The organism is Sporosarcina sp. E16_3, assembly GCF_017347125.1.
Taxonomy (GTDB): Bacteria; Bacillota; Bacilli; order Bacillales_A; family Planococcaceae; genus Sporosarcina.
In genome coordinates this window covers 479,732-496,354 of the sequence record NZ_JADPRX010000001.1, presented here as the reverse complement: position 1 = coordinate 496,354, position 16,623 = coordinate 479,732, and the positions used below count along the sequence as shown (strand labels likewise).

At 40.9% G+C, this 16,623-nt stretch carries 15 protein-coding genes; 14 read left to right on the top strand and 1 reads right to left on the bottom strand.

Annotated elements, in window-relative coordinates; translation table 11 throughout:
* The first annotated feature begins 19 nt into the window (after positions 1 to 19).
* The 10 genes from I2483_RS02465 (at position 20) to I2483_RS02420 (ending at position 12,148) form a co-directional block, all read left to right on the top strand.
* Positions 20 to 811 carry a fumarylacetoacetate hydrolase family protein gene (locus I2483_RS02465; protein WP_207173628.1) on the top strand — a complete coding sequence of 264 codons (792 nt, stop codon included), beginning with the start codon at positions 20 to 22 and terminating at the stop codon, positions 809 to 811.
* The gene (locus tag I2483_RS02460; protein WP_207173626.1) at positions 808 to 1,566 is read left to right on the top strand and encodes a fumarylacetoacetate hydrolase family protein; all 759 of its coding nucleotides are present in this window, start codon (positions 808 to 810) and stop codon (positions 1,564 to 1,566) included. The genes I2483_RS02465 and I2483_RS02460 overlap by 4 nt, the downstream gene beginning before the upstream one ends.
* A gap of 22 nt (positions 1,567 to 1,588) precedes the next feature.
* The gene (locus tag I2483_RS02455; protein WP_207173624.1) at positions 1,589 to 1,978 is read left to right on the top strand and encodes a 5-carboxymethyl-2-hydroxymuconate Delta-isomerase; all 390 of its coding nucleotides are present in this window, start codon (positions 1,589 to 1,591) and stop codon (positions 1,976 to 1,978) included.
* Between the two features lie 609 nt (positions 1,979 to 2,587).
* On the top strand, positions 2,588 to 4,072 hold the full coding sequence (gene hpaB / locus I2483_RS02450; protein WP_207173623.1) for a 4-hydroxyphenylacetate 3-monooxygenase, oxygenase component: 1,485 nt from the start codon (positions 2,588 to 2,590) through the stop codon (positions 4,070 to 4,072).
* 188 nt (positions 4,073 to 4,260) lie between these two features.
* Positions 4,261 to 5,187: a 2,4-dihydroxyhept-2-ene-1,7-dioic acid aldolase gene (gene hpaI, locus I2483_RS02445; RefSeq protein WP_207173621.1), complete on the top strand. Its 927-nt coding sequence runs from the start codon at positions 4,261 to 4,263 to the stop codon at positions 5,185 to 5,187.
* 20 nt (positions 5,188 to 5,207) lie between these two features.
* Complete coding sequence (hpaE, locus tag I2483_RS02440; RefSeq protein ID WP_207173619.1) at positions 5,208 to 6,719, top strand: 5-carboxymethyl-2-hydroxymuconate semialdehyde dehydrogenase; 1,512 nt, start codon at positions 5,208 to 5,210, stop codon at positions 6,717 to 6,719.
* An 18-nt stretch (positions 6,720 to 6,737) separates the two neighbouring features.
* Positions 6,738 to 7,721 carry a 3,4-dihydroxyphenylacetate 2,3-dioxygenase gene (gene hpaD / locus I2483_RS02435; protein WP_207173742.1) on the top strand — a complete coding sequence of 328 codons (984 nt, stop codon included), beginning with the start codon at positions 6,738 to 6,740 and terminating at the stop codon, positions 7,719 to 7,721.
* A gap of 329 nt (positions 7,722 to 8,050) precedes the next feature.
* Positions 8,051 to 9,031, top strand: coding sequence for an ABC transporter substrate-binding protein (locus I2483_RS02430; RefSeq protein ID WP_207173617.1), 981 nt, complete (start codon positions 8,051 to 8,053; stop codon positions 9,029 to 9,031).
* Positions 9,032 to 9,183: 152 nt separating this feature from the next.
* Positions 9,184 to 9,978 carry a VLRF1 family aeRF1-type release factor gene (locus I2483_RS02425; protein ID WP_207173615.1) on the top strand — a complete coding sequence of 265 codons (795 nt, stop codon included), beginning with the start codon at positions 9,184 to 9,186 and terminating at the stop codon, positions 9,976 to 9,978.
* 349 nt (positions 9,979 to 10,327) lie between these two features.
* Positions 10,328 to 12,148 carry a LysM peptidoglycan-binding domain-containing protein gene (locus I2483_RS02420; RefSeq protein WP_207173614.1) on the top strand — a complete coding sequence of 607 codons (1,821 nt, stop codon included), beginning with the start codon at positions 10,328 to 10,330 and terminating at the stop codon, positions 12,146 to 12,148.
* A 73-nt stretch (positions 12,149 to 12,221) separates the two neighbouring features.
* On the opposite strand, the gene I2483_RS02415 is transcribed toward I2483_RS02420, so the two are convergent.
* Entirely contained in the window at positions 12,222 to 12,422 is a 201-nt protein-coding gene (locus I2483_RS02415) for a hypothetical protein (protein WP_186671016.1), read from the bottom strand.
* A gap of 801 nt (positions 12,423 to 13,223) precedes the next feature.
* Here I2483_RS02415 and I2483_RS02410 point away from each other — a divergent pair.
* The 4 genes from I2483_RS02410 (at position 13,224) to I2483_RS02395 (ending at position 16,561) form a co-directional block, all read left to right on the top strand.
* The gene (locus I2483_RS02410; RefSeq protein ID WP_207173610.1) at positions 13,224 to 13,388 is read left to right on the top strand and encodes a Spo0E family sporulation regulatory protein-aspartic acid phosphatase; all 165 of its coding nucleotides are present in this window, start codon (positions 13,224 to 13,226) and stop codon (positions 13,386 to 13,388) included.
* A gap of 316 nt (positions 13,389 to 13,704) precedes the next feature.
* On the top strand, positions 13,705 to 14,718 hold the full coding sequence (locus tag I2483_RS02405) for an ABC transporter substrate-binding protein (protein ID WP_207173609.1): 1,014 nt from the start codon (positions 13,705 to 13,707) through the stop codon (positions 14,716 to 14,718).
* A gap of 18 nt (positions 14,719 to 14,736) precedes the next feature.
* On the top strand, positions 14,737 to 15,789 hold the full coding sequence (locus I2483_RS02400) for an ABC transporter permease (RefSeq protein WP_207173608.1): 1,053 nt from the start codon (positions 14,737 to 14,739) through the stop codon (positions 15,787 to 15,789).
* Complete coding sequence (locus I2483_RS02395; protein WP_207173606.1) at positions 15,764 to 16,561, top strand: ABC transporter ATP-binding protein; 798 nt, start codon at positions 15,764 to 15,766, stop codon at positions 16,559 to 16,561. Before I2483_RS02400 ends, I2483_RS02395 begins: the two co-directional genes overlap by 26 nt.
* Positions 16,562 to 16,623: the final 62 nt, after the last annotated feature.

The window sequence follows — 16,623 nt, the reverse complement described above, 5'->3', positions numbered from 1 at the left end:
TAGCAAAGGAGTGGAACGTATGAGCAGGGCAAGGATCAAAGTGTTAGGGGCACATGAATTAGTTGCAGTGGATGTGAATATAGTTACGAATACCATCACGATAAAGGACAGCGTATTAAGTGCCAATGACATACAGTTTGACACCCCGATTACAGGAACAGTTTTTGGTACGCTTTTGAACTATAAGGGAGCACTTGATAGACTGGGCGATACTGTAAATGAAAAACCATATAATTCACCCCCGATTGCTCCTGTTCTTTATATAAAACCGGCAAATACCTTCAACCGTTATGGTGCAGCAATCCCTATGCCGGCTGGGATATCAAGGCTGGAAATGGGGGCGGCTCTTGGGTTGGTCATAGGAAAGCAAGCCGTCGCTGTGGATGAAGAAAATGCGCTGACTTATGTGGCGGGCTATACGATTGTCAACGATGTCAGCGTGCCACATGATAGCGTATACCGTCCAGCTGTTCAGCAAAAAGCACGTGATGGGTTTTGTCCTATCGGGCCATGGATTATCGATCGTCAAGAAGTGGATAACCCGGATGATTTAACGATCCGCGTATTCATCAATGATAAACTTCAGCAGGAAAATTCTACATCGAATTTGATTCGTTCGGTCACTCGTTTACTCGCGGATGTAACCGAGTTCATGACGTTAAATCCTGGTGATGTGTTACTCGTAGGGGTCCCTGAAGATGCACCCCAAGCCGTGATAGGCGATAAAATCCGAGTTGAAATTGCGGGTATTGGCAGTTTAGACAACGTTATTGTAGATGAAAAAGAATTCAAATGGAGCGGGACAATATGAGAAAAGCACGAATAGCATATGGGGGCGCCATTCATGAAGCAATTGAATGGGATGGGCAACTCAAATTAAATGATGGTCGATTAGTTGAAGAGAGCAAAGTAACTTGGCTAACGCCGATAGAGCCACGAACGGTATTTGCGCTAGGGCTTAACTATGCGGATCATGCAGCAGAACTTGCATTTGCCGCGCCATCTGAACCTCTTGTCTTTTTAAAAGGACCGAATACCTTTATCGGACACCAAGCCTATACGCGTCGCCCCGCGGATGTTATTTATATGCATTATGAGTGTGAGTTGGCCGTCATCATTGGCGAGTCAGCTCGAAATGTCAAAAAAGAAGACGCCTACAATTATGTAAAAGGCTATAGTGTCGCGAACGATTATGCAATTAGAGATTATTTAGAGAACTATTACCGTCCCAATTTGCGCGTGAAAAATCGTGATTTGGGTACGCCATTCGGCCCGTGGATTGTCGATGCGGTAGATGTTGCCGACCCAATGAATTTAAAATTGACGACGCATGTCAATAACGAACTCGTTCAAGAAGGAACGACGGCGGATATGATCTTTGATATCCCGGCTCTTATTGCGTATTTAAGTAGCTTTATGACGTTGAGTGAAAATGATGTCATCCTTACAGGTACGCCCAAAGGATCTGTCGATACAGCTGTTGGCGATGTTGTCGTTACGGAAGTTGAGGGAATCGGACGTTTGGTAAATACCATTATCGGAGATGAATCTTTTATAAATCGATAGTGTGAAAAGGAGAAGAATCTGCTTGCCACATTTTATTGTAGAGTACACGGATAATATTAAAAATGATGCAAATATTGCTAAGCTATTTGAAGAGATTCATAAAGTCTTGATTGCACGCGATACGATTTTCCCGATAGGGGGAATTCGCTCAAGAGCGATTGAATTAAAAGAGTATAGGGTGGCAGATGGTGTTGAGGATGATGCTTTTGTACATGCCGTGTTGAAAATTGGGGCTGGACGTTCGGAAGAAATAAAGAAAGAGGTTTGTGATGCGCTATTTGAAGTGATGAAAGAACATTTCTCACTAGTGATGGCCAAGCGTTATTTAGCATTGTCAATGGAATTAATCGAATTTAGTGAAGCGGGTACTTATAAGCAAAATAATATTCATGCGAGGTTTAAAAAGAATTAAGAAATGACTATATAGACGGTACTTAACAAGTGGCATGTTCTTCCAACACCGCTTAGTCGCTTGGTGATGGCCTTACGCAATAAGCCCGCCAGAAGAACACTGTCGGTCTTATTGCTCCGGCGCCTGCAGGATGCGGGTGTGCAGCCTTTGCCGCAGGACGCGGCGCTATTGGGCTGCCTTTCATTAGTGTCGCTTCTTCGCTATATTTGTTCGTTATACAGGTAGAGGTGTTCGCCACCTAGTTAATTCTAAATAAGAAGTAAGAAATGACTATATTTGCTGCACATATGAATTATTTAAGTTCTTGCGCTTTTGGAGATTGTTTGGTGTTGCCTTTTCTCTTCAGTGTGCGGTGTCAATAACTGGAACAATGCATTTTTTTCATTGTACTAGTTATTGCCTTATCTATGAAAATTGAGCGTAGGCGCCCTACAGGGGTAGCCGAAGCCATAAGACTGGCGGCGAAGCTGCTTGGCTTAGGGCGGGAGGCATCCCCAAGCGCCGCAGCGGATTCAATGGGAAATCTTTATGTCAATACAAATATAATGAACTGAAAATGTCGCTTGTCATATTGGAATACGACTTTATCCAAAACTAGGAGGGAATAGAATGGGCGCACGAACGGGGAAAGAATATATAGAAGGTATTAAAGAACGGAATACGGAAGTATGGATCCATGGTGAAAAAGTAGACGACGTTACCATTCATCCAGCATTTAAAAATGTAGTGGAGAGCGTTGCAGGTCTGTATGATTTACAACATGAGAAGCCGGAAAAAATGCTCTATACGTCACCGACATCCGGGAAAAAAGTTGGACTATCCTTCATCGCTCCTAAAACAAAAGAAGATTTGTTTAAGAGACGTGAAATGCATACCGAATGGGCAACTTTTTCCGGAGGCATGATGGGGCGTTCACCAGACTATCTGAACACAAGTATTATGGCCATTGGTACAGCAAGTCAATTTTTTGCGCAAGAGGGTGGCGGAAGCGATCAATTTGCAAAAAATGCAGCAGATTACTATGAATATGCACGTGAAAATGACATTAGCTTAACCCACACATTAATTCATCCACAGGTAAACAGGTCGATGCTAACGCAAGCAGAGCAAAAAGATCCATTTCTCTCCGCACGTATTACGAAAAAGACTTCAGACGGAATTATTGTCAATGGTTGTCGTCTCTTGGCAACATTAGGTGGTATCACTGATGAGCTCGTCGTATTCCCTTCCACTATAAATAGAACGCCAGGTACTACAGATGACCCCTTCGCATTTGCATTTGCAATCCCAAATAATACAAAAGGGTTAAAATTCCTATCCCGTGAATCCTTCGACTATGGTAAAAGCAAATGGGATCACCCACTAGGTGCTAGGTTTGATGAGAGTGATGCAATCATTTCGTTTGAAGATGTGTTTGTTCCATGGGAAAGAGTTTTTGTAAGTGAAAGTACTGATATATGTAATCGTACGTATACCGAGACAAATGCGGTTATACATATGACGCATCAAGTTATTGCTAAAAACGTCGTAAAAACCGAGTTCATTCTGGGTGTTGTCATTAGTATGATGGAAGCGATTGGTATTGATAAATTCATGCATGTTAAAGAAAAAGCAAGTGAAATCATGGTGATTTTAGAAGTGATGCGTTCTCATTTATATAAATCTGAGCACAATGCAAAAATTGATCAATACGGCAATATGACGCCAGATTTTGAACCGTTAAATGCAGCACGTAACTGGTTCCCGAAAATGTATCAGCGTATGAATGAAATCATTAAAATTCTAGGTGCTTCAGGATTGATGGCGCTACCAACTGAAGCAGACTTTAGCAATACGGATGTTGGGCCGTTAGTTCATCGTTACACACAAGGTGCAACTATTAATGGCGAGGAAAAAGTACAGCTATTCCGCTTAGCATGGGATATTTCCATTAGTGCGTTCGGTAACCGACAAGCGCTCTATGAATATTATTTCTTTGGAGATCCTGTGAGAATGTCGAATGCTTATTATGATGGATTTGATAAGCAACCTTATAAAGACATGGTTACAAACTTTTTAAATAAAACGAAAATAGAAGCTGGCATAGTATTTTAATATCAATCGAATAAATGTCTACCTATATAAACTATGCGAAGGCGCCTCTCAAGGGGGAGCCGAAGCCCTAAGACTGGCGGCAAAGCTACTTGGCTTAGGGCGGGAGGCATCCCCTAGCGCCGCAGTGAATTCTATGGAGTTCCATACTTCAATGCATATAGTTACTAATTTAAGAGGAGTGGGTTTTAGTGGCATATGAAGAAGCTAAAAAGAAGTTAAGAGGTTCAATTTGTCCTGTCGTTACACCCTTTACTGAAAGTGGTGCAATCGATGAAAAAGCATTTACTGACTTGATTAATTGGCAAATTGACAGCGGAAGTCATGGGATTTCTGTTACAGGAACAAGTGGTGAACCGAGTTCTTTGACGATTGCTGAAAGAAAACGAGTGATGGAACTAGCAAAAGAAACGATAGCCGGACGTGTGTTTTTTGCACCTGGCACAGGTTCTACCAATCATGATGAAACAATGGAGTTAACGAAATATGCAGAAGAACTAGGTGCAGATGCTGCAATGGTTATCGTACCTTACTACAATAGGCCGAACCAGGAAGCACTTTATCAACACTTTAAAACGGTTGCGGATTCAGTTACAACGCCAATCATTATTTACAATATACCAGGTCGATCTGCCGTCAATATGGAAGTTAGCACGATGAAACGCTTAGTTGAGGATTGCCCGAATATTATCGGTGTTAAAGAAGCAAACAAAGACTTTGAACATGTAAATCGCGTGCTTCTAAATTGTGGAAGAGACTTCCTATTGTTCTCAGGAATCGAACTGCTTTGCTACCCAATGCTTGCAATTGGCGGTGCTGGATTCATAAGTGCTACAGCAAACGTTGAGCCAATAAAAGTTGCAGAACTTTACAATGCGTGGGTTGCAGGAGACGTTGCTAGAGCACAAGATCTTCACTTCGAATTAATGCCATTAAATGATGCACTTTTCAAAGATACCAATCCAGCACCGGTTAAAGTAGCACTTGGGCTGATGGGGAAAATTACGCCGAAGCTTCGCTTACCTTTAGGCTTACCATCAGCTGCAATCCAACAAGAAGTTCGAGAATCACTTATTGAACTTGCTATTTTGCCGATAGAAATCACTGTAAAATACTAATAAGAAAATAGGTGATAAGTATGATATCAACCCACAAGTCAGCTTCTTACAAACATGAAAGACAAGAGAATATTTCACACTATATAAATGGAGAGTTCACTCCTGCTTTAAGCGGGACCACGATCAAAAATATGAATCCGTTTACCAATGAACAAATTAATGAAGTGGCTGAAGGGAAGACTGCTGATATTAATAAAGCGGTAGCAGCTGCGCGAGAAGCCTTTGATCATGGACCATGGAAAACGATGAAACTAAAAAAAAGAATGGCCTACATTTATCGAATTGCTGATTTGATTGACGAAGAAATAGAGAAAATCGCTTACTTGGAATCACTTGATACGGGACTTCCAATTAGCCAAACTCGAAATATGGTTAGCCGTGCTTCTGAAAACTTTAGATTTTATGCCCGAATGGTAGAAAGTCGTCTTGTTGGAGATGCCTATCAAGTAGATGATGAATTTATTAACTACACAATTCATGCGCCTGTAGGAGTTGCAGGATTGATCACACCCTGGAATGCTCCCTTCATGTTAGAAACATGGAAAGTTGCACCAGCACTTGCGACAGGTAATACTGTTGTTTTAAAGCCAGCAGAACTTTCTCCACTTTCGGCAAATCTATTAGCTGATGTGATTCATAAAGCTAATCTTCCGAAAGGTGTTTTCAACGTTGTTCACGGCTACGGCGAAACAGCAGGGGATGCGCTAGTTAAGCATCCTGATGTCCAGCTTATTTCATTCACAGGCGAAACAACGACGGGTTCAACGATCATTAAAAATAGTGCCGATACACTAAAAAGTTGCTCGATGGAACTTGGCGGGAAATCTCCAATTATCGTCTTTGAAGATGCTGATTTCGATCGTGCATTGGATGCTTGTGTCTGGGGAATTTACTCTTTTAATGGCGAACGATGTACTGCGAACTCACGCTTGTTTGTCCAAGAAGGGATCAAAGATAAATTTATTGATGCATTAAAGATACGTGTTGCGCATATTAAAGTTGGTGACCCGCTCGACGCAGATACGGAGGTGGGGCCGCTGATCGATAAAGGGCATTATAGGAAGGTCAAAAGTTATTTAGAAATTGCAAAAGAAGAAGGTACCGAAGTGATTGCTGGAGACATCCCAATTGAATTAGTTAAAGGGAACTTTGTGGCACCGACGCTAATCCTAAATGCTGAAAATAACATGCGCATTGCACAAGAAGAAATTTTTGGTCCAGTACTAACCGTGATGACATTTAAAGATGAGGATGAGGTTATTAAGCTGGCAAATGGCGTCGATTACGGACTTGCGGGTTATGTATGGACGAACGATATTAAACGGGGTCACCGCGTTGCGCATAAAGTTGAGGCAGGAATGCTTTGGGTGAATGCTCAAAACGTTCGTGACCTGAGAACGCCTTTTGGTGGTTCAAAATCCTCTGGGATTGGTCGTGAAGGTGGACATTACGGCTTCGATTTTTATACTGAACAGAAAATTATTCACGTTTCAATTGCTGATCATCATATTCAGCAGTTCGGGAAAATATAGGGGGGTATGGTGTACACGATGGACTTTTCAATCATTCGAATCGCCAGAACCGTTCTTCATGTAGTAGATTTGCAAGTGTCTCGTGAGTTCTATGTTGATGGATTAGGCATGATTGAAACAGAAAGTGATGAAAATCATATTTACTTAAGAGGTTTAGAAGAACATTCACATCACAGCTTACTATTGAAAAAAGCAGACAAAGCTGTTGTTGAAGTACTTAGTTATAAGGTGGAAAAAGAACAGGATCTCGATGAAATTGAAAAGCTTTTCATCTCACAAGGTCTGAAAACAAAATGGATGGCGAAAGGGGTACAACATGCAATTGGAAGAGCTCTTCGAGTGCATGATATCTCAGGCATACCATTAGAGTTTTTTGCAGAAATGGCCACCGTTGACCGCATGCTGCAGCGCTATGATCTTTATCGAGGGGCTAAAATTCAGCGAATTGACCACGTAAACTGTGCAGTACCTAATGTTCAGAAAGCCTATGATTTTTATGTCCATGATTTAGGATTCTCATGTTCAGAGTATACGGAAACGGAAGAGGGAGACTTGTGGGCAGCATGGCTGTATCGAAAGCCGACTGTTCATGACCAAGCATTCATGAGTGGTCCAGGTCCAAAATTGCATCATTTTGCTTACTCACTGACAGATCGGCTAAGCGTCCTTGATTGCTGTGATGTCTTAGCGAGTATGGGTTATGCAGATTCAATTGAACGAGGACCTGGCCGCCATGGATTATCCAATGCTTTCTTTCTCTATTTGAGAGATCCAGATGGCCACCGCATTGAACTTTACACGGGTGATTATTTAACATGCGACCCAGATTTAAAACCGAAACGCTGGGATTTAAATGATCCACTTCGCCAAACATTCTGGGGACACAAAGCGCCCGATTGCTGGTTTAATGAAACAAGTACGTTCATTGATATTGAAACGGGTGAAGAAATTGATTGTCAAGAACCGGTATTGGCACAAAGACAACCGAAAATGATGACTTAAGAATTGAACTAAACTACCGTATAGAATAATTATGAAGAACCTATGAAAAAGGACTAACTTTTTCGTAGGTTCTTTTTGTATTGGTTAAAAAGGGCGATTACAAAACAATTGGAAGGCCTCTAAATTGAATTACGCCTTCGCTTGGGTCCAAATTGGACATGCTGGGGACTATCCAATGAGAATAACGCGAATGTAAGCGCTTAAGTATTCTAAATGTTTGGAACATCATTGACTATCAATCACAGTCGGTGTAGCATTATGAAAAATTATCATTTAGAATCAAATTTTTACAAAATAAGCAGATTTAATTAACTAAAGGGGGAAATGGAATGGGAAACAACTGGATAAAGGTGGTTATTTTTAGTGCTGTATTACTTCTTGCGGCATGTGGAGACGGAGAGAAAAAGGAATCAAGTACTAATGAGGACACAAAGAAGTATAAAATAGGTGTCACGCAAATCGTAGAACATCCCTCATTGAATGCTGCTTATGATGGCTTTAAACAGGCATTGGAAGATGCAGGGCTTGACGTGGAATATATAGTGCAGAATGCACAAAATGACAATAGTGCTAACACAACGATTGCTACAAACCTGGTTAACTCGGGTGTAGATTTGATTTTTGCAAATTCGACACCCAGTGCACAAGCTGTAGCAAGTGCGACTCAAGAAATTCCAATCGTTTTTACGTCAGTCACGGATGCCGTTGGTGCTGAATTAGTGGAATCATTGGAAAACCCGGGAGGTAATGTGACGGGCACAATTGATTTGCATCCTGATGTAATTCCGCAGACACTGAAGTTCTTGAAAGAAGAATTAGGTGCGAAAAATGTAGGTATGATTTTTAATTCTGGAGAACAAAATGCACGTGCTCAAATGGATAAGGCAAAAGTATTAGCACAAGATATGGATATAACTATTGTTGAAGCGTCTGTTGCTACTTCAGCGGATGTGAAACAAGCTGTGGACTCATTGATTGGTAAAGTCGATTCAATGTATATCATTAAAGATAACACGGTTGTTTCGGCGCTTGAAACTGTAACGTCAGCTGCGTATGAAAATAAACTACCAATGATGGTTGGTGAGCTAGATTCCGTGAAACGAGGCGGTTTGGCAGCATACGGCTTTAATTACCATGATCTTGGCTATGAAACAGGTCAAATGGCAGTGAAAATCTTAAGAGGAGAAAGCAAGCCCTCCGAATTGCCTGTTCAAGTTCCAAAAAACTTGAAATTTGTAATGAATGAAGATGCTGCATCTAAAATTGGTCTTGAGATTAAGGAAGAGTGGAAAGCTGAACGTAGTGAATAAATAGAGAATGATTCATTATGATTTTCGTGAGTTTTGGTGCTGTTAATTAAACATGGTGTCTTATGTAGACAGTATCCTTCATGATTCGTTTTAGACTAGACGTGCGTGGGTATGCTAGTAACGAATCAAAACTCAAGGAGGGTAATGAAATTATGTCAATAAGCAAAGAACTTCAAACCTTAAAAGACTTTCACTGTGATAACCGTTGTGTATTGAGTGTCTATTTAAACACCAATCCAGGTGATCCAGAGCAATTAAATGGCGCGTGGAGAATTCATTTGAAGAGTGGTTTGAAGCGAATTGATGAATATTTGACGGCTTCGGATGATGAAAATGAATTGAAAGCATTTAATGAACTAAAGAAAAAAGTCGCAAAAGAAGTCGAGGATAATAAGAATGATTTAAGCAAAGGTGTCGTGATTTTTGCATCAGTTGACCCAGAACTATGGTCGGTTCACTATGTTCAGGTCCCAGTGAAAACCAGCTTCCACTGGGAGAATCACCCGGTGACTGAAGAAATGGAGTATATGTACAAAGCGTATCCGGAAGCGGGAATTATTTTACCGAGCTTTGGGGAAGTGCGTATCTTAGACACATCAATGGGAGCTATCCTTGCCGATTTCTCCTATGATTTCGACCCGAATTTGGAAGGGTGGGGGGAAAGGAGTAAGGCTTCTGCTGCCCATAATGTAGGAATGGGAAGCTCAAAAGGCGACGCAATTGAACCACGCCTGAGAGAAAATCTGCAGAGGTTCTACAAAGGCATGGGTGAAATCATCGGAACACTGAAGAAAGAACGCGGCTGGCAAGAAATCCATGTGTCGGGTGAAGCCGATTTAGCAAACGCCTTCGCTGAAACGTTGCGAGAAAAACCAGCAAGCTGCATTTACAAAAACCTAAATAACAGCAAGCCGAATGATGTGATTCACCAAATCTTTGAAAAGTAAATAAGTGAAATTGGAAACACGAACTGCTCTTTATTAAAAGAGCAGTTCGTGTTTTTGTTCTATATATTTGGCGCTACTTATTTAGAATTAACTAGGTGGTATACCTCACCAGTATAACGGACAAATCTAGCGTTAGGTTATCACCAAGCGACAAAGCGGTGTAGGAAGAACATTCCACTTGTTAAGTGCCAACTAGATACATATTGCATTCATTCATTCATTACATAAGACCTTAAGTTAGAACACACCGCCCGCTAGACGAATAACATAGGGTGGGTAGAGTTATGGGATTAGGGTCATATCAACTCGGTAAACTACGATGTTGTCAAGAGGAAGGGATGTGGTAACGATGCAACTTTTTTACGTAGTTCGGACTGGTGACACATTAAATAACATAGCTAAGCGGTGGGAACTTCCAGTGAAATCCCTTATTGCCGCAAATAATTTAACGTCTCCGTATAGAATCTCTGTCGGGCAACAGCTGTCAATTCCACCAGGCGTCACTAGATACCGTGTGAAAACGGGAGATTCTGTGTATCGGATTTCCCAAAAGTTTGGTGTTCCAGTTACTTTGATTGTCGAAAAAAATAGGCTTAGGCCACCTTATGCCATACGGGTAGGGCAGTTACTTGAAATACCGCCCGGCGTTTCTTATTACATCGTTCAACCTAGGGATACGTTGGTTCAGATTGCCAAGCGTTTCAATGTGACAACAGGTGGACAAAACAACCCTAAGTATTTACTAACTGTCAACGAACTGCCAACCACAGCCATTATTCCCGGAATGAAATTAGTTATTCCTTACGCTCCAACCGGTGATCAAGGATTTATTGCTTACACATCAAGTCGAGGCGGGCAGTACGATATTTGGGTGTATAATCCGCGGACTGGGGAAAATAGGAAGCTTACAAATGGTTTAGGTGATGCACGATCGCAACCAATTTGGTCGCCTGATAGCAGCCGAATCGCATTTGTGGGGAAGGATAGAATTATTTATGTTATTTATGCCGCGACGGGTTTAATTGCTGGTATAGATCAGTTGGAAGAAGGGGGAGATTTCAGTCTCGACTGGTCTCCAAATAGTTCAAGTTTGGCTTATGTGGCCCGAGGAACAATCATGTTGTATAATGCCACGCTACATGTAGCGAAGGCTCTCAGGCAACCCGGCGCATCCGATGTCAGCTGGTTTCCAAGTGGCACGGAATTATTGTTTCAAGCCCGGGATGCATCCGGTATTAGTCAGCTGTTCCGAAGTGGGATAAACGGAACAGCTAAACAGCAAATTACTAAAAATACAGATGGTCCTCTTCATGACGCGCGTCTATCGCCGGATGGTCGGTTTGTTCTTTATACAACACCAGGCGCAAGTGTTTCAATTATTTACACTGTGGAGCTTACGACAGGTGCTGTCCATGAGGTGAAAGGGGGACCAGATGGCAAAAACTATTTCCCGGAATGGTCACCTGATTCTTTACGAATTGCGTATAGTGCAACCGCATCTGATGACAGAGGCTATTCTTCACAAATAAGAACTGTGGAACGTCTTGGGTATGATGATCGGATATGGGCGATTTCGAATTGCTTTTCGACGCCAGTTACCTGGTCACCTGACGGAAGAAAAATTGCATACCTTACTGGTTGTAAAGGGCAAGAATTTGCGAATGAACTGTGGGTGCTTGATCTAACCCATCCTGTCCCGATTCGTCTCATAGATGGGGTGCCTATAACGGCCGTGCAATGGTCGCCAACTCCGGTTATGGATTTGTCAAAAGCAGAATTTACGAATGAGACATTTGGCGTTAACTTTCAATATCCTTCAAGTTGGCATAAGGTAAACGATGAAAGATACGAAGGCGATGATGGCTTTTTTCAAATTTCAGCTCTTTTTGGAGCAGATTCGATTGACAAGGTATGCCATAACGAAGCTTTTCAAAAATTAATGCCCTATGGTTCAGCGCCTCGAATAATAAAATCACAGAATCCATATGAACAGTCTTGTACCATTTTACCTTCTGCCAATCAACCGGCTGACATGAATGGGCAGGCAGCTTTTATTGCACATTATCCAACTCCGATAATGATTGATGGAATTACCTATAATTACTTTGTTTTATGGGCAGATAAGGAACATATTGATGGGATTTCCTCAACGCTTTTATTTTTACCGTAGGGTGTTCGAAAAAAACCACTAGGATTGGTGATTCCTAGTGGTTCTTAGTAGCTACCCTGTTTAATTTCTTCTATTACTTGTAAGTCTTTTCAGATTCACTCTTTTGTCTGTTGTTTTGTGTCATTGGTTCATGCTTCGGATTTAGGTTTCCGAGTTCGGCTAGTTCAAGTGAAATTTCTTCTTTCATGGTATTCGATTTTGATTTTTGTTGGTTCGATATAGGTGGCAATGATACTGATTTGTTGGTGTTTCCTTTTGGATTATCTTTTCTCATAATAAACCCTCCATTTCAATAAGTGTATTCCACTTTAATATGGCTTGAAAAACGAATTCAATTCGTATGCGTCGTGAAGAAGTAGTATAAAGACGAAAAAAGCATGATCCATAAAGGACCACGCTTTTTCGTTCCCCTGTGTAAGGGGTGCACTCGGAAAACTTGTTTTTTTCAATATCACAAACCGTTTTTACTGATGATTATTTACTATTCATCTTGCAGTTTGGTGATGCTGATGCGCGTCGCCACTTTCGACAAAGCTGTCAGAAGTTAATTTGCACTTAAACAAAAAACGTAACGCTTGCCTGGTCTAACACATCGTGATTAACCGAAATTACTTGGTTAATGCCTTAGTCATCAATCAATACAACTGGAAAAGTAACTAAGTGATATGCAACCTAAATCTAAATTAGGTGTTTCTCATAGCGTGTAACTAGTCGCCAGTAAAGCAATTTTTCCGCCAAGGTTGTGCACTTCATCCTTAGAAGTTATGGGTAGGTTACTCGTCTACGAATTTCTTCTTCAGGTTGTTTCACCTTGTAATCTATCTATACCCAGCTGAATTTGGAGTAAACCTTTTTGTTGAAACTATTAAAAAATAAAAAAGTGTTCGGAGCCTTGAAAATCAACTATTACGACTTATATTCCTGCAATATGTGACAAATTTATGAATAAGCGTAATCTTGCCTTAATACGACATAATTTTTAAATAGATTGTTATACGATGTACTAGTCGCTTCTGAACCTACTAGATAAAAACTGCATAATTTGAAGCGGATTATATTATATGGAGGAAGATTTGTGAAAAGGCTACTAAATGAAAAGGCGTTGTTGTTACAAATTGGGATTAAAAGAAAAGTGATGTATAGACGTGCGAAAACTTTCGGATTTACACATCCTCTTGTCGTGGCATGTAGTCAAGAATTAGATGTGTTGATCAACAGATATCAAGAAAAAGTATCATAATAAAGAAAATAGTAACGCAACCCTGAGATAGGTTTACTCAACTTAGGTGGAAAAAACGGTCAAAACTCCAACGGTGGAGATTGGTCGTTTTTTTGTATGTAAAAAAAACTAAGAGATTCATTGTGTTTTTATACATGAAGATGAATCGTTAAGAGTTCGCAAGCAAAATAGAATAGTCCGAAAATGTAAGCGCTTCAATGTTTAGAATACTTAAAATTCCATTGACTAACATTTGTAAACAGTGTATTGTTACGAATAATTATCGCCATAAAGATAGGTCTATAAAGAAGGCGATAATGAAAAAGGGGGAACAATAATGAAAACAAATTGGTTAAAGTTTGCAGTAGCATTATTCAGTGTCATTTTCATCCTTGCAGCATGTGGAGGAGATAAAGCGGATAATGCATCGAAGCCATCAGATGGTGAAAAGGAACCAGGAACTAATGAAGAAACGACGAAATATAAAATTGGTGTGACTCAAATTGTAGAGCATCCATCTTTGAACGCTGCTTTTGATGGTTTTAAAAAGGCAATTGAAGATGCAGGGCTAGATGTAGAATATGATATACAAAATGCACAGAACGACAACAGTGCGAATACAACGATTGCGAATAACCTTGTAAGTACAGGCGTTGATTTGATTTTCGCGAATTCAACACCTAGTGCACAAGCGGCAGCTAGCGCAACGCAGGAAATTCCAATTATTTTCACGTCTGTTACGGATGCTGTAAGTGCTGAACTTGTGGCTTCACATGAAAATCCTGGCGGAAATGTCACAGGTACGATTGACAATCACCCTGATGCAATCCCGAATACGATGAAATTCCTTCAAGAAATTGGAGCGAAAAATGTTGGGATGGTATTTAACGCAGGCGAGCAGAACTCACGTGCACAAGTAGATGCAGTTAAAGAGCTACTAAAGGATATGGATATGAAAGTAGTGGAAGCGCCAGTGGCGACATCCGCTGACGTTAAACAGGCTGCAGAATCACTGGTTGGTAGAGTAGATGCGTTCTATATTATTACAGATAATACAGTAGTATCTGCACTTGAATCCGTTATATCAGTTGCGAATGATAATAAGCTCCCTATGATGGTTGGCGAATTCGATTCTGTAAAACGCGGTGGATTAGCGGCATATGGATTTGAATACTATGACATCGGCTATGAAGCAGGTCAAATGGCGATTAAAGTTCTAAAAGGTGAAAGTGAACCGGCTACTTTACCTGTACAAATTCCACAAAATCTAAAACTTATTATAAATAAAGATACAGCTGATTCAATCGGTCTTACTATCAAAGACGAATGGAAAGCTGAATTTAGCGAATGAATTAGGAGATGATTCTGTATGTTTAGTGCAATATTTGGCTCTGTAGAGCAAGGAATCATCTATGCAATCATGGCACTCGGTGTGTATATCACATTCCGAGTGCTAGATTTTCCCGATCTAACGGTTGACGGAAGTTTCGTAACAGGGGCAGCGGTTGCAGCGACGATGATTGTCTTTGGTTATCATCCGTTATTAGCAACTGGAGTCGCCATCGTAATTGGATTTATGGCAGGTTGTATTACGGGTCTTTTACATACGAAAGGAAAGATTAATCCGTTACTTGCAGGTATCTTGATGATGATTGCCCTGTACTCTATTAATTTAAGGATTATGGGCCTAACGTCAGAAAGTTCAGTGGGACGCCCAAATATTCCATTGCTAAATGCAGAAACGTTGTTTAGTAAATTTTATGCATTTTGGAGTACGCTCGGAATCGATGAAACAATCAATCAGTTCTTCAGCACGCTCGGTGTCAAATACTTGCCATCTACATGGGGAACGTTGTTTTTAATGATTATAGCTACATTGTTCATTAAAGTCGTTGTAGATTGGTTTTTACAAACAGAAATCGGGCTTGCAATACGCGCAACCGGTGACAATAAGAAAATGATTCGCAGCTTTTCGGCGAATACAGATACGCTTGTAATCCTGGGGTTAGGCCTATCTAATGGGCTTGTCGCTTTTTCCGGTGCATTGATTGCTCAGTACTCGAAGTTTTCCGATATTGGTATGGGAATCGGTATGATTATTATCGGATTAGCTTCTGTTATTATCGGTGAAGCAATCTTTGGTACAAAAACAATTATGCGAACAACACTTGCAGTGATTGCAGGTGCTATTATTTATAGAATCGTATTGGGACTTGCACTTCGTGTAGATTTTCTCGATACAGGAGATATGAAGTTGATCACTGCTGTTATCGTTATAGCGGCACTTATTTTACCGCAATACGTTGATAAAAGACGGGAAAACAAGAGAAAAGCGAAACGTCATGCAGAACGAGTAACAACTTATGATCATGGACTAAACAAGGGAGGGAATGCAATTGCTGAAACTCCAACAGATAAATAAGGTATTTAACGAAGCAACCCCTGATGAAAAAATCGCGCTTGATCAAATCAACTTGCATTTAAAGAAGGGTGATTTTGTAACCGTCATCGGCAGTAACGGAGCGGGGAAATCAACAATGATGAATATGATTTCAGGAGCACTCACTCCGGATTTCGGAGTCATTGAAATCGCGGGTAAAAATGTTGTGAAACTCCCTGAATACAAACGTTCTGTAATGATTGGCAGGGTATTCCAAGATCCGATGGCAGGAACCGCTCCTTCCATGACAATTGAGGAAAACCTAGCAATGGCTTATTCGCGCAATAAAACACGCGGCTTGCGCAGAGGCGTTCACAAGAAACGCCGTGACCTATTCCGTGAATCACTTGAAACACTACATTTGAACCTCGAGGATCGCTTGAATGCTAAGGTAGGTATGCTTTCAGGAGGAGAGCGCCAAGCACTCTCTTTGTTAATGGCGACTTTTACACAACCGTCCATTTTACTTCTTGATGAACATACAGCTGCTCTTGACCCATCGAGGGCGGCATTGATCACCAATTTGACGAAAGAACTCGTAGAAAAGGATCAATTGACAACGTTGATGGTCACACATAATATGCAGCAAGCAATGGATTTAGGCAATAGGCTCATAATGATGGATAAAGGGCAAATCATCTTGGAAGTTGAAGCTGAGGAGAAGAAGCAGCTGACGATTGAAAAGTTAATGGCCGAATTCCAACGCATTCGCGGTGAAAAGTTAAACAGTGATGCCGCGTTGTTATCTGTGTGAAGTGAATAAGGATAAGACACCACAACCTGAAGATGAGGTTGTGGTGTTTTTAAATGGAATCG

What these genes read in the sequence shown, in the direction of transcription:
- I2483_RS02405 (WP_207173609.1), top strand. Translation starts at nt 13,705, where the DNA reads ATGAAAACAAATTGGTTAAAGTTTGCAGTAGCATTATTCAGTGTCATT.
- hpaD (WP_207173742.1), top strand. Translation starts at nt 6,738, where the DNA reads ATGGACTTTTCAATCATTCGAATCGCCAGAACCGTTCTTCATGTAGTA.
- hpaE (WP_207173619.1), top strand. Translation starts at nt 5,208, where the DNA reads ATGATATCAACCCACAAGTCAGCTTCTTACAAACATGAAAGACAAGAG.
- I2483_RS02420 (WP_207173614.1), top strand. Translation starts at nt 10,328, where the DNA reads ATGCAACTTTTTTACGTAGTTCGGACTGGTGACACATTAAATAACATA.
- I2483_RS02465 (WP_207173628.1), top strand. Translation starts at nt 20, where the DNA reads ATGAGCAGGGCAAGGATCAAAGTGTTAGGGGCACATGAATTAGTTGCA.
- I2483_RS02415 (WP_186671016.1), bottom strand. Translation starts at nt 12,422, where the DNA reads ATGAGAAAAGATAATCCAAAAGGAAACACCAACAAATCAGTATCATTG.
- I2483_RS02460 (WP_207173626.1), top strand. Translation starts at nt 808, where the DNA reads ATGAGAAAAGCACGAATAGCATATGGGGGCGCCATTCATGAAGCAATT.
- I2483_RS02430 (WP_207173617.1), top strand. Translation starts at nt 8,051, where the DNA reads ATGGGAAACAACTGGATAAAGGTGGTTATTTTTAGTGCTGTATTACTT.
- hpaB (WP_207173623.1), top strand. Translation starts at nt 2,588, where the DNA reads ATGGGCGCACGAACGGGGAAAGAATATATAGAAGGTATTAAAGAACGG.
- I2483_RS02400 (WP_207173608.1), top strand. Translation starts at nt 14,737, where the DNA reads ATGTTTAGTGCAATATTTGGCTCTGTAGAGCAAGGAATCATCTATGCA.
- I2483_RS02425 (WP_207173615.1), top strand. Translation starts at nt 9,184, where the DNA reads ATGTCAATAAGCAAAGAACTTCAAACCTTAAAAGACTTTCACTGTGAT.